Annotated in this window: 12 protein-coding genes; 2 read left to right on the forward strand and 10 right to left on the reverse strand. The window is 41.6% G+C overall.

All coding sequences use genetic code 11. The features are described 5' to 3' along the window. Positions 1–48: 48 nt before the first annotated feature. The 5 genes from gmd to ESB13_RS11465 are packed head-to-tail and all read right to left on the reverse strand — an operon-like array spanning position 49 to position 6,409. Entirely contained in the window at positions 49–1,161 is a 1,113-nt protein-coding gene (gmd, locus tag ESB13_RS11445) for a GDP-mannose 4,6-dehydratase (protein ID WP_129003125.1), read from the reverse strand. Positions 1,162–1,203: 42 nt separating this feature from the next. Continuing rightward, positions 1,204–2,133 carry a GDP-L-fucose synthase gene (gene fcl / locus ESB13_RS11450; protein ID WP_129003127.1) on the reverse strand — a complete coding sequence of 310 codons (930 nt, stop codon included), beginning with the start codon at positions 2,131–2,133 and terminating at the stop codon, positions 1,204–1,206. 20 nt (positions 2,134–2,153) lie between these two features. Further along, entirely contained in the window at positions 2,154–3,158 is a 1,005-nt protein-coding gene (locus ESB13_RS11455) for a mannose-1-phosphate guanylyltransferase (protein ID WP_129003129.1), read from the reverse strand. A 32-nt stretch (positions 3,159–3,190) separates the two neighbouring features. Continuing rightward, positions 3,191–5,590, reverse strand: a complete 2,400-nt coding sequence (locus ESB13_RS11460) for a GumC family protein (protein WP_129003131.1) — start codon at positions 5,588–5,590, stop codon at positions 3,191–3,193. Positions 5,591–5,599: 9 nt separating this feature from the next. Beyond that, positions 5,600–6,409, reverse strand: a complete 810-nt coding sequence (locus ESB13_RS11465) for a polysaccharide biosynthesis/export family protein (RefSeq protein WP_129003133.1) — start codon at positions 6,407–6,409, stop codon at positions 5,600–5,602. A 333-nt stretch (positions 6,410–6,742) separates the two neighbouring features. On the opposite strand from ESB13_RS11465, the gene ESB13_RS11470 reads away from it, so the two are divergent. After that, positions 6,743–7,276, forward strand: a complete 534-nt coding sequence (locus ESB13_RS11470; RefSeq protein ID WP_129003134.1) for a porin family protein — start codon at positions 6,743–6,745, stop codon at positions 7,274–7,276. A gap of 100 nt (positions 7,277–7,376) precedes the next feature. On the opposite strand, the gene ESB13_RS11475 is transcribed toward ESB13_RS11470, so the two are convergent. From ESB13_RS11475 to ESB13_RS11495, 5 genes are read right to left on the reverse strand one after another with little or no spacing between them, the layout of a single operon-like run. Beyond that, on the reverse strand, positions 7,377–9,239 hold the full coding sequence (locus ESB13_RS11475) for a M1 family metallopeptidase (RefSeq protein ID WP_129003136.1): 1,863 nt from the start codon (positions 9,237–9,239) through the stop codon (positions 7,377–7,379). Positions 9,240–9,283: 44 nt separating this feature from the next. Next, positions 9,284–9,727, reverse strand: coding sequence for a hypothetical protein (locus ESB13_RS11480; protein ID WP_129003138.1), 444 nt, complete (start codon positions 9,725–9,727; stop codon positions 9,284–9,286). 12 nt (positions 9,728–9,739) lie between these two features. After that, positions 9,740–10,408 (reverse strand): 16S rRNA (cytidine(1402)-2'-O)-methyltransferase, encoded by a 669-nt coding sequence (rsmI, locus tag ESB13_RS11485; RefSeq protein WP_129003140.1) that lies wholly within the window; start codon positions 10,406–10,408, stop codon positions 9,740–9,742. 49 nt (positions 10,409–10,457) lie between these two features. Then, positions 10,458–11,249, reverse strand: a complete 792-nt coding sequence (gene pssA / locus ESB13_RS11490; RefSeq protein ID WP_129003142.1) for a CDP-diacylglycerol--serine O-phosphatidyltransferase — start codon at positions 11,247–11,249, stop codon at positions 10,458–10,460. A gap of 9 nt (positions 11,250–11,258) precedes the next feature. Continuing rightward, entirely contained in the window at positions 11,259–12,554 is a 1,296-nt protein-coding gene (locus tag ESB13_RS11495) for an aminopeptidase P family protein (protein WP_129003144.1), read from the reverse strand. 225 nt (positions 12,555–12,779) lie between these two features. On the opposite strand from ESB13_RS11495, the gene ESB13_RS11500 reads away from it, so the two are divergent. Then, positions 12,780–13,178, forward strand: a complete 399-nt coding sequence (locus ESB13_RS11500) for an RNA recognition motif domain-containing protein (protein WP_129003146.1) — start codon at positions 12,780–12,782, stop codon at positions 13,176–13,178. Positions 13,179–13,412 lie beyond the last annotated feature (234 nt).

A 13,412-nucleotide genomic window follows, 5' to 3' on the forward strand; every position in this document is an offset into this window, starting at 1 on the left:
TTATTATTTGTTATATTACTATTGATTTTTACTTAAGAGCCAAAGTGTTTATTCGTACTGATTTTTTATCTCATATCCGTGGCTCTTTAACAAGCTATCCTTTTTAAATAAGAGTACATCTGCTGCTACCATTTCATTTACCAAAGCCTTTAAATCATATTTAGGCTGCCATCCAAGCTTGCTTTTGGACTTAGTAGGATCACCAATCAGTAGTTCCACTTCGGTTGGTCTGAAGTATTTAGGATCAATTAATACAACCTCTCTTCCTATTTCTAACTGATAATCAGGATTTGTACATGATGCAACATAGCCTTTTTCATCAACTCCTTCACCCTTGAAGACAATTTCAATACCCAGTTCAGCAAAAGCCATTTTTATAAAATCACGAATGGTAGTAGTTACTCCCGTTGCAATTACAAAGTCTTCGGGTTTCTCCTGTTGTAAGATCAGCCACATAGCTTCTACATAGTCTTTAGCATGTCCCCAATCACGGCGGGCATCTATATTTCCCATATACAATTTATCCTGTAGGCCTAAAGCTATTTTTGCAACAGCCCGGGTTACTTTACGGGTTACAAACGTTTCTCCACGCAAGGGACTTTCGTGGTTGAACAGGATTCCATTGCAAGCATACATATTATACGCCTCGCGATAATTTACAGTAATCCAATATGCGTAGAGTTTAGCAACTGCATATGGAGAACGAGGATAAAAAGGCGTAGTTTCTGATTGCGGGACAGCTTGTACAAGACCGTATAACTCAGAAGTAGAAGCCTGATAAATCCTGGTTTTTTCAGTTAAACCAAGTATACGAACCGCCTCAAGTATCCGTAGAGTACCTATGCCATCAGCATTGGCGGTATATTCGGGAGTGTCGAAACTAACTTTAACATGGCTCATTGCGCCAAGATTATAAATTTCATCGGGTTGTACCTCCTGAATCACTCTTATGATATTGGTACTGTCATTCAAATCTCCGTAATGCAATTTGAATTTCACATTCCTCTCATGTGGATCCTGATATAAATGATCAATCCTATCTGTATTAAACAAAGAACTTCTTCTCTTTAGACCATGCACTTCATATCCTTTAGACAAAAGTAGTTCAGATAAATAGGCCCCGTCTTGGCCCGTAATGCCTGTAATAAGCGCTTTCTTCATAATAGGTTTATATTATTAGTTATTATTAGAGAAGTAGTTTTATTAATTATTTGTTTTCAGAAAATCCTGATAGGCGCTCTTAATCCCCTCCTCAAGAGGCGTGTGATACTTCCATCCAAAAGAAGCCAGTTTCGACACATCCATCAATTTTCTAGGAGTGCCATCCGGTTTAGATTCATCAAATAAAAGTTCGCCGCCGAAGCCTACAATTTTCTTTACAGTTTCTGCCAATTCCTTAATAGAAAGATCTTCTCCAGTACCTATATTTATTAACTCCCTTTCATTATACTTTTCCATCAGGTAAACACAAGCTTCCGCCAAATCATCAGCGTATAAAAATTCTCTTTTGGGTTTTCCGGTACCCCACACAGTTACCGAGCTATCGTTATTTACCTTAGCCTCATGGAATCTACGAATTAATGCTGGCAAGACATGAGAATTACTGGCATGGTAATTATCGCCAATACCATACAAATTTGTAGGCATGACACTAATAAAATTACATCCATACTGATCCCTGTAAGCTTCACACAACTTAATGCCAGTAATTTTTGCAATAGCATAAGGCTCGTTGGTTTGCTCTAACGGACCAGTTAATAAATACTCTTCCTGCAGAGGTTGTGGAGCCAGCTTTGGATAAATACATGAGCTTCCAAGAAACATCAATTTTTTAACTCCATACTTATATGCACTATGGATGATATTTGCTTCAATCATTAAATTGTCGAACAAAAATTCAGCTCTATATGTGTTATTAGCCAGGATTCCACCAACTTTTGCAGCAGCCAGAAAAACATATTCGGGCCTCTCCTTTGAAAAGAAGTCATCCACATTCTCCTGATTTCTTAAATCCAGCTCGGAAGAAGTCTTCAGTACAATGTTGTTAAATCCCAACTCATTAAGCTTTCTGAGAATGGCTCCGCCAACCATACCGCGATGACCAGCTATATATACTTTACTATTCGTCAACATACTATCTCATATTTAGATTGTTAGAGAAGCTCAGGGCATTCTCTTTCTATACGCTCATAAACAAGTTTAACATCCTGGGTTCTTTCTTTAGGAAGAATCATGATAGCATCTTTGGTTTCTATTACAATTATTCCTTCTAATCCTACTACCTCTATACGCTTATTGCCCTCCTTTAGTAGCAAATTCTTATTAAGAAACAGATGCTCGTTACCGGAGTTTTGTTCGTAATACTCCCATAAGGCGCCAAACGATCCCAGGTCCGACCATTCGAAAGAAGCTGGGATAACCTTGATTTTATCTGAATGTTCCATTACTGCATAGTCGACGCTTACGGAAGGAATTTCTGCACTTTCTATTTTAGGCAGATAGGATCCATTTCGCTCATTCCAGGCATTCATTGCCTTCTCAAAAACGGCTGGCTGGAACTTCTTTAATTCTTCCAGATAAACAGAGGCTTTAAAACAAAACATACCGCTATTCCAGAGGAATTTCCCACTTTCTACGAAAAAGGCAGCAGTTTCTAAGTCAGGCTTTTCTCGAAATGAAATAACATCATTTTCAGAGTATTCTATGTAACCAAATCCGGTTTCAGGTTTGGTTGGTTTTAAGCCAAAAGTTACAAGGAAGCCTTTCTCCGCCAGTTTAATCGCTTCTTTCACAGAAAGCTCATACTCACCTTGACCACTAATCAAGTGATCTGCCGGCGTAATAAAAAGTATATCGTGCGGGGAAACAGAAAATGCAGCAAAAGCTATGGCCGCAGCAGTATTCCTTGGTATAGCCTCGATTATTTCAAAATAATTATCTATACCAGAGGCTTCAAGATCTTTTCTGGACAAAAGATAATTGTCACAATTACCTACTACAATCAACTCATCAGTTACAGTTCTGTTGCGATTGGCACAAAGTTGAAATAATGATTGCTCATTAATAATAGGTAAATACTGTTTAGGCCTTTCTTTACGTGACAAAGGCCATAAACGGCTACCTACGCCGCCGGATAAGACAACATGAATAACTTTCATATATATAATTCTTCTTAATTATCTTTAGTTTCTCAGCCCTTCTCCTTTTCATCATAACCATAACCATAACCGTAGCCGTAACCGTAACCGTAGCCATAACCATAGCCGTAACCATAACCATAACCACCTTTCTTTAATTTAATATCATTGACAATGATATTAATACCAGGTAAAGCACGCTTTGAATGTAATTGTTCCACAAGCTTAATTTGGTTCTTATGTGTATATTGGTGCCTCACGACAAACAAGGTTATATCGGCATAAGCAGATAAGATTTGAGCATCAGTCACTAAACCAACCGGAGCAGTATCAATAATAATAAAATCATATGATGACTTTAATTCATTAAAGAACGTGATTGTTCTAGGCAACATTAGTAGCTCTGCCGGGTTAGGAGGGATGGGGCCGGACGACAAAACATCGAAATTTGCCTGAGCTATATCAGGCTTCTGCATAAAATGCTTCCAGTCATCTCTCCCTGAAACAATATAATTAGTAAAGCCATTTCTCATTAAATTCAACTTCTCGCTTATTTTAGGTCTTCGTAAATCGAATTCCAATAAAGCTACTTTTTTACCTGCCAATGCTAAAGCAGATGCAAGATTGACAGATAAAAATGATTTTCCTTCGCCACTCATGCTTGATGTAATTAAAATTGTTTTACATCCGTCACTACCGGCAAGTAAAAAGTTAATATTAGTACGTAAAGAGCGAAATTGCTCAGAAATAACAGTTCTATCGTTCAGTGTAACAGCTAGTATATTATCCTCATTTTCATTATGCCCGATTTCGGCTAACACTGGCACCCTAGTTAAGTTAGATATATCTGACAGAGATGACACACGGTTATTAAAGAAGCTTTTTACGTACACTACACCAAATGGTATCGCAATACCCAATACCAGACCTACAAGTAAAATAGCGGTTTTCTTAGGAGCAAAAGGAACTCCACTAGACTTAGCCTCATCAATGATTCGGGCAGTTGCTATCGTAGAAGATTTCGATATTGCAGTTTCCTCTCTTTTTTTCAAAAGGAAAAGATATAATTCCTGCTTGATTGCCTGTTGCCTAGAATAATCAAGAAAGGTTCTTTCTTTAGACGGCACTTCTCTTACCATCGTCTCAAATCGTGAAGTCTTTTTCTTCAGTTCCCGCATTCCAGTCTCGATTCCACGTTTTATAGATCCGATACTACTCAGGAGCTCTAGCCTGAGGTTGTTCAATTGCTTGTCTAACGTTAACACTGCAGGATGAGCCGCCGTTTGCGTCATTAGCATCCTCTCACGCTCAAGTTGCAGTTTATTATACTGCTGTACCAACTGAATGAAGTTAGGGTCCTGCATAACCAGCGAAGCTGGTACAGCTCTTGCATTGGTTATATTATCTTTTAGAAATTTCTCTAACTCATTAACTATCGATAATTCTACCTCTTGCTCGTTCTGAAGCTTCAAATATTCACTTGAATTTTCTAGCAGGATTTTGGTTTGTTCACTTACATCTGTGAGCTTGTTAGCTGTTTTGAATTTTTCTATACTTCCTTCTATGTCAGATAACTCTTTAAAAACCAGAACCAGACGTTCGTCGATGAATTTGACTGTACTGTCAGCCATTCTGCTTTTGTCATCAACACTTGCCTTTAAATATGCCTTAATTAAAGTATTAAGAATCAATTCACTTTTTTCCGGAGAAGTTTCATTGAACGCAAGATCAATTACACTAACCAGTTTATTGGGAATACTGGCATCCAATGCACCCATATAAGTACGAGTAGTCATGTCAAGAGTATTAACATTGATTGTAAGACTTTCGTCTTTAACCCATGTTGCTAAGCTTTTTTCTGGCAAAACGGCAACTTTCCCAGCCTTCAGTTGTAAGGTATCACCAATTTTGCCTTTAATGATTTCGTCATTATCTTCTATAGAAAAAGTATTTTTCTCCGGATCTAACTTAAATTCAAATGTTGCTGCTTTAGGCGATGTATATGATTCTTCAAGTAATTTAAGCGTAATAGGTCTATAGAAGAAAATCTCTTTCTTTTTAACTTTACCTGAAATAAAATACTTCACATTAAGTTGTAGTTCCTTTACAACTTGTTCCATCAATGTCCTGCTTTTAAATATTTCAAGCTCGTTATCGACATTACTCTTGCCTAGTAATAGCCCTAATCCTTGAAGTATATCGACGTTAGCTCCCATGTCTGACCCTTTCTTGTCATCTTGAACAAGAACTGACGCATTGGCTTTATACATTGGAGTAGAAGACTTATAATATAAGAAAGCCATAGCCAGGCATACTATTGCCGACAATAAAAGCCATGGCCATAGGCCGAGGGCCATGCTTATAAACTTCTGGATAATGACTGCATCTTCCTGTTGCTCGCCATCTTGTATTGGAGTATTTATGTTGTATTGAGCCGATTGATTGGACTGCATGTATTAGATCTATATTCTTGTAACTAAAACAATTAAGACAGTTAAGATTGAGGCTATCAACGTGTAGTTTCTCGTTTTTACCGCGTCAGTAGAAGCTATTCTGGATTTATTGGGTTCAACATATACCATATCTCCTTGCTCAAGATAAAAGTAAGGAGATTGCAGCGTTTTAGTTGATGTAAGATCAAAACGAATTGCTTTTTTAATTCCGGCGGAGTCTTTCATTAATAAAACATTCTCTCTCTTGCCGTAGATCGTTAAATCTCCCGCCATACCTAAGACGTCAAGTATACTCACTTTTTCATTTGGTACAATGTAGGTACCCGGGCGACTAACCTCTCCCAAGACAGTAATAGAGAAATTAGCAAGGCGAACACTTACTATAGGCGTATTATAAAATTTAACCGCTACCGAGTAAATGGTATCACGTGCTGCACTGCTCGTCATTCCCCCAACTTTTATTTTCCCTATAACAGGTAACTCTATCATTCCCAATTTGTCAACTAAATAGCTTTGGGCAGCCTGAGCATTATTACCAGATATTGTGCTTAAATTAGGTAGAAGTGGAGTAGTTGGCAGAGAACTTCCTCCATACAAACCGTTTTCATTAGACTCTAAAGTTTGTATGGAAACCTGTAAAAGGTCATTAGATTTTATAACGGGGTCATGGAAAAGTGCGGCATTTTTCGTCAAAAATGGGCTTGACAAAGTATCAGGTATATCCCTAAAATAAGTAACATTTTTATTTACATTACAAGAAGTAACAAAAACAAAAAGTACCAGCGGCAATAATAAGCCTGCAACAAGCGTTCTAAACATAAGGACGTTTTAATTACGTATTAGGCATATCAGGCTTGAAATGGCTTCGCCAATCTCAATTACAGAGAATACCTATAAAAAAAATTGCATATAGCAAAATGCATAAACCGTTAGAGATAATAGGTGGGCGAGTCTAGAAAATCTATAGTATTATCATCAGGTATCAGCTTGGATTTTAGTTCATTGATTACAAATATAATGGATTTTGTAAAACACCCCTACTCCCTTAAAATGAATTAATCATTTATTTTTCGCAGTCTTCCCCCCCCTTGAAATAGGGAAGCAGCGGACTGATATTTCCACATATCTTTCATCCCAAATACGACTTAAAACATGAAAAAAATTTTGCTGGCAGTTCTTATGATTCCGATATCCTTGTTTTGTTGTGCACAATATTATGATGATTCACCTCAATTGGTAATAAGTTCTGATGCAGCATTGTTGTTAAATAAACCAGTTTCCACCACTAACTACCCAGGAGTGGGAGCCACAGCCAAAATAACTATACCAACGGGAAATTTTAGTGATATTGTACTTATAGGATCCCTAATGAGCTTTCGTGGTAAAGAGGTCGTAAAAGGGAACAAGACAGTAAAAGCACAAGCCCGCAATCTATTACCTCTGCTGATAGGATACCGTAGATATTTAAATCCTTTATATAATTATAACACTTGGTATATTGAACCCCGCGTTGGATTAACATTAGATGGCACAAAAAATAGAGCAATTACAGTTGGAGCTGCATTAGGATATCTTATAAATAATAAAATAGATTTGTCGATTCGTTACCAGTCTTTCGGAGGAAGCGAATATGCACATCTATCATTTCTTGGTCTTAATATAGGCTATGGGTTTAGCCTCCATTAAAAAGAGCCTTTGACCAATAATGTCTGGAAAAGCCAGCGTGACTAAAAAATAAAGTTCCATAGAATTGTCTACTGCTATATTTTTTAGTCACGCTTCCCTCCTAATCCGGCACCACCAAACTATTATTCCCCCTGTTCACATCCGCCAGCCTCAGGCTCGGATCTATCTGCACCGACTTGATCTCCGTAATATTCCTGTCAAGCACCACCTGGTACTCTCCCTGTGTCCATTTCCATTCACCATGTTCAATCCATTTGGCACCTGCAGGCGCGTCGGTAGCCGGCTTTGAACCGTACATAAGGTTCATGGGAATGTAATGCAGCTCGCGGGAGCCATCTTTATAGGTAACCAGCACATCTATTGGCATAGGCATGTGACCCAGCTTTTTGATGGTCAGCTCAGTTTTACCATTTACCAGGTTGATGTCGCCTACGGCATAGTCAATGGTTTTGGTTGTATACACCCAATATTCTTTATACCACTGCAGCTCTATATTGCTCAGCTTTTCCGCAATACGGATGAAGTCGTTGGGATTGGGATGCTTGAATTTCCACTGATCGTAGTACTCCAGCAGTATTTTATCTAGGGTTTGCTCTCCTACGATATATCCCAACTGCGCCAGGAAAACACATCCTTTGCTATAAGACGCATTGCCATAAGCATAGTTCGTATTGTAATGGTCGGCATGCGTACTTATTGGCTCTTCACGCCCGCTCCGGACAAGACGGTAATAACCATCGTAGGCATCGGCATACCAGAAACCGGAATCTTTGCGGAGATAACTATGTACACGGGTATCGGCATAGGTAGTGAAGCCTTCGTCCATCCAGGGATAAAGGCTTTCATTGGTAGCCAGCAGGCCCTGGTACCAGCTGTGCATCCATTCGTGGAGCGCGGTGCCTACGCCCGGGCCTTTGATGAGGGTGGCCATCGGATATTCCATGCCGCCGTCGCCACCTTGTATAAAGGTGTAATTTTTCCAGGGATAGGGGCCGAAGGTTTTGGCCATATAAGGATAGGCCAGCTGCATGGTATCGGCCATCCGCTGCCAGTTATATTCCTGGATACTGTCTTTCTTATACACCACATATAACAGCGGGCCGTTGGCCGGCCGGCGGGTAATTAATTTATAGGTGGGATCTGCCGCCCATACAAAGTCATGCACGTTGGGTGCAGAAAAACGCCAGGTAAGGTTACCCGACCTGGACTGACTGGCAGGCGTTGTTTTCCCGTAGCCATGCCCTACTTCATCCGGATTCTGAAGGGTACCGGTGGCTGCTACCAGGTATTCCTTATTAAGGGTAAGGTTTACTTCATAATCGCCCCATACGCCATAAAATTCACGGGCCACATAAGGATTGGCATTCCAGCCCTGGTAATCATATTCTGCGATCTTGGGATACCATTGACTCATACTGAAACGAACGCCCTGCGCATTATCGCGGCCGCTGCGGCGTACCTGTAGGGGTACCTGGGCCTGGAAAGCGATATCGAACTGGGTTTTCGATTGAGGCAGCAGGGGCTTATCCAACTTTACTTCCAGGATGGTTTCATGCTCCACCAGTTGCTGTTCTTTGCCCGCGATTTTTACATATTGTACTTTCTGAAAACCAATTTCATCGGGCTTCAGGTTGTTGATGCGGTCACGCACACGGTCATCCCAGTCGAATACAGCTTTGTTGTTCTTATCGTATCCCAACAATGTTTTGCCCAGGAAAATGCTCCGCTGGTCCATCATGCTATTGGGCTGAAATGCATTCCAATAGAGATGGATAAAGATACGGTTGAGCGTATCGGGAGAATTGTTCCAATAGGTGAGTTTTTCCTGGCCGTTTACCAGGTTCTTCGACACATCGAGGCTGGCATCAATCTGGTAATGCACACGCTGCTGCCAGCGGCTTGGCTGTGCCTGAACACTTGCCACCACCACACAGGTAAGCGCTGTAAATAATAAACCCTTCATTACGCTTATCGTTTTTTAATGAACGACAAACGTACAAATTATGCCTATAAAGTCAAGGTCTCTTTTTCCAACTGGCCTTCCGGCGTAAAGAACAAATAACGGAACTGAATTCCTGATTTGGAGACATACAGCCGATAACTTGTCGTTTCATTTCTGCTTACAATAAAAGCGGCTTTGACGATCTTCCAGTCGGTGAACTTACTTTTTTGCCATCCTCTTGCCACCGCCTGGGGAAGCTTGTCGGGAAGGATCTCCTGGGCAGATTGCTGCCAGGCGCCCCAACGGGTGAAATCGGCTGTAAAAGCGATGCCGTAGAGGGAGAAGGCAGCCTGAAAATATTCGGTTCTGCTGCTCCATGCCACCTCTTCTGCACGGGGGTATTTCTTTTCAAAGGCATCGGTGACTTCAAGGGGGATTTTTCTAAATTGCGCCTGGCCCAGGAATATTAGTCCCACACACATGCACAGGCATAAGGATATATGCTTCATAACTCTGGTTTCTCAAGAATCGAATCCAGCTACCACTATTACGATCTCTCCTTTAGGTGGTTTCGCTGTATAATATGCCAAGACTTCCTGCAGGGAGCCTCGTTTATTTTCTTCAAACATTTTGGTTAGTTCCCGGCTAACGCAACATTGTCTTTCCGGCCCAAGGTAGCTTATTAGCTCGTTCAGGGTTTTCACTAGTCTTAGGGGACTTTCATATAATACCATGGTACGCTCTTCCACAGCCAGTTTCTTCATAAGGGTTTGTCTCCCTTTTTTCAGAGGCAGAAACCCTTCGAAAACAAACCTGTTGCACGGAATACCACTATTTACCAGCGCCGGCACAAAGGCGGTAGCGCCGGGTAAACATTCTACCCTGATATCTCTGCGGGCGCATTCGCGTACCAGCAAAAATGCGGGATCAGAAATGCCAGGTGTACCGGCATCAGTGATCAATGCCATTTTCCTGCCCGATTCCATTTGGTCGGCCAGGGATACCACTATCTTATGCTCGTTATGCTGGTGATAAGCATACAGCGGTTTATGGATGTTGTAGTGCGTAAGTAATTTGGAAGAAGTTCTTGTGTCTTCGCAAAGAATAACATCCACCGTTTGCAATACTTCGAGCGAACGGAGGGTGATATCTTTAAGATTACCGAGGGGTGTTGGAACTATAAAAAGCATAGACATCAAGTAACTGAATAAAAAACCGGTGCATTATACAAAAATGCCGTTAGCTGGAATATGATAAATCTTGTTTATTGTTTTTTTTAACAGCCAGGGATAATATTACATACACCAGGAACACAACAGGAACCGCCAGCCATTTCAACAAAACGGCAGACAACAGGGTTACTGCTACCAGCACCAGTTTAGGCCAGTTATCCTTAAAGCTGGTGGACTGGAATTTAAGCGCCATCATAGGCAGCCTGCTTATCATCAGGTAGCTTATAACCAAAATAACGCTATACCAGAACCATTTGTTCAACAGCAGTTCTACCGTCCATGCATTGGCTGCATACCAATAGATCAATGGGAATGACGCTATAAGCATACCTGCGGCCGGTATAGGCACGCCTTTAAAGCCATAAGCCTGGCTGGTATCGATATTGAACCGCGCCAGCCTGTAAGCGCCCGCACAGGGTATTATAAACGCAGGCAGCAGCGCCAGGGTAGAAATATCGAGACCATTTTCCTGCTGTGCATAAGCATAACGCAGGAACTGGTAAGCTATGAGGCCGGGAGCTACACCAAAACTTACCACATCGGCCAGAGAATCGAGTTGTTTGCCTAATTCGGAGGAGGTTTTTAAAAGCCGTGCCACAAAACCATCCAGGAAATCGATCACTGCTGCCAGTGCAATATAAACAGAAGCCCAGTAGATCTTTTCCGGAAGCACTACCAATGCAGTACCGGTTTGTGCATCTACAGTAGCGGTAAGGCCAGCCTGCATAATGCTTACGATAGCCATACAGCCAAAAAGCAGGTTGAGCAGTGTAAACAAATTAGGGATAAGGCGATTCATGTAATCAGATTATTTCTTTTGTTTCATCAACGATTCAATTTCATCGGCTGTAATAGGAATATTCTTCATGAGATCGATATTGCCTGTTTTTGTAACCCAGAAATTATTTTCGATACGGATACCCATTTGCTCTTCCTCGATATAGATACCTGGTTCTATCGTGAATAACATACCGGCCTGAATAGGCTCGGTGCGGGTTCCCAGGTCATGCACATCAACACCAAGATGGTGTGAGATGCCATGATAAAGATATTTGCGATAGGCCCTGTTGTCTTTGTCTTCATTTTTGACATCAGCTTTTGCAAGCAAGCCTATTTTAATGAACTGCTTTGTTGCCTCCTCTCCTACCTTATCGGTATAATCGAGAATGCTGATACCTGGCTTAAGGATCGACTTACAATATTGATGCAGGTGCAAACAGGCATTGTATACTTCTTTCTGGCGTTTGGTGAACTTTCCGTTCACCGGAACAGTACGGGTAAGATCGGCATTATATCCTCCATAGCTGGCACCAAAATCCATTAATATCAGTTCGCCGTCTTTACACTCCTCGTTGTTAAACACATAATGCAACGTACGGGCTCTGTCGCCGCTGGCAATGATACTGCCATAAGCTTCTCCTTTGGCCCTGTTACGCAGGAACTCGTGTATGATCTCGGCTTCTATTTCATATTCCCATACACCCGGTTTTATGAAGCCCAGGATCCTGCGGAATGCTTTTTCCGTAATATCCATTGCCTGCTGCATAACAGCTACCTCGTATTTGGTTTTAATGGCCCTGAGCTGCCGAAGGATCACAGCAGCACGTTGATACCTGTGCAACGGATAACGCTGCATCATAAGACGCGCATAACGGTAATCACGTGTTTCGGGCAGCTGCGATTTACGGTCGTTTTCGTTGGTGTTGAGATAAACATTTTCTGCCTGGTGCATCCATGTTTGCAGGAGTGCATCAAGTGTATCGAGCCAGACGATAGTTGTAATACCTGAAATGGCGGTTCCTTCCGCCGCTCTTAATCTTTTGCCGTCCCATTTTTCCTTCATTTCGTCCGGGCGAACAAGAACGAGCACTTCGCGGTACCGTGGGTCGGGATGTGAAGGAAAAAGGAGGAGCATAGTGTCTTCCTGTTCAATACCGGTGAGCCAGTAAAGGTCGCTGTTCTGCACAAAACGGTAAATGGCATCTCCGTTGGAAGAAAGCTCGTCGTTGCTGTTAAAAATGGCGATACTGTTAGGAAGCATTGCTTTTGCAAAACGCTTCCTGTTTTCTATAAAAAGTTGATTATTAATAGGTAAATGCTTCATAAACTCGTCAATTATGATAGGCCGGAACGGCATTGTGCGGTGCAAGATACAGGATTAAGGGGGAAGGGGGGACATACGAAAAAAATATGTATGGCAATAAATTAATTTTTTACATTTGCTTTGCTATTGGTACAGTGGTTCCATTTCTCTAGAACGTTTCGAACGTAAATGTTTTTAGTTTTTTGGTTACTGTATTGGGGTATTAATAATTTAATCTCTTTCAAAATGAACATTTACGTTGGTAATCTGAACTGGAGCATGACCAGTGATGATCTGTACAATCTTTTCTCACCATTTGGAGAAGTTGGCTCAGCCAAGATTGTAACAGACAAATTCAATAACAATCGCAGCAAAGGCTTTGGCTTTGTTGAGATGCCTGATGATGAAGCTGCACGCACAGCTATCAGTCAGTTAAACGAAACTGATTTACAGGGTCGCAAGATTGTAGTAAACGAATCAGCCCCACGCCAGGAAGGTGATGGTGGTTACAAAAAGAAAAGCTTTGGCGGCGGCGGTGGAGGATTCAACCGTGGCGGCGGCGGCGGTGGATATAACCGCGGCGGCGGCGGTGGCGGATACAATCGCAACCGTGGCGAAGGCGGCGGCGGATATGGCCGTTACTAGTATATAACCAAATGGCAGATGGTAATTATGTAACCATCTATGCCTTTAAATAAAAGCCGGAGATCTTCTCCGGCTTTTTTATGCCCTGTATTGAGCGATAGACGATGATTGATTGCAGAGAGATATGAACCAGCAAAGCTAACGGGCGGGGTATAAAACCGAAGAGCGGGGGATGGCGGGCGACGGATGATAAGGAAGCAGGTATGTAGCGGGTGGAGCGTGACAGTAAAGTAG

The organism is Filimonas effusa, from assembly GCF_004118675.1.
GTDB classification, from domain to species: Bacteria; Bacteroidota; Bacteroidia; order Chitinophagales; family Chitinophagaceae; genus Filimonas; species Filimonas effusa.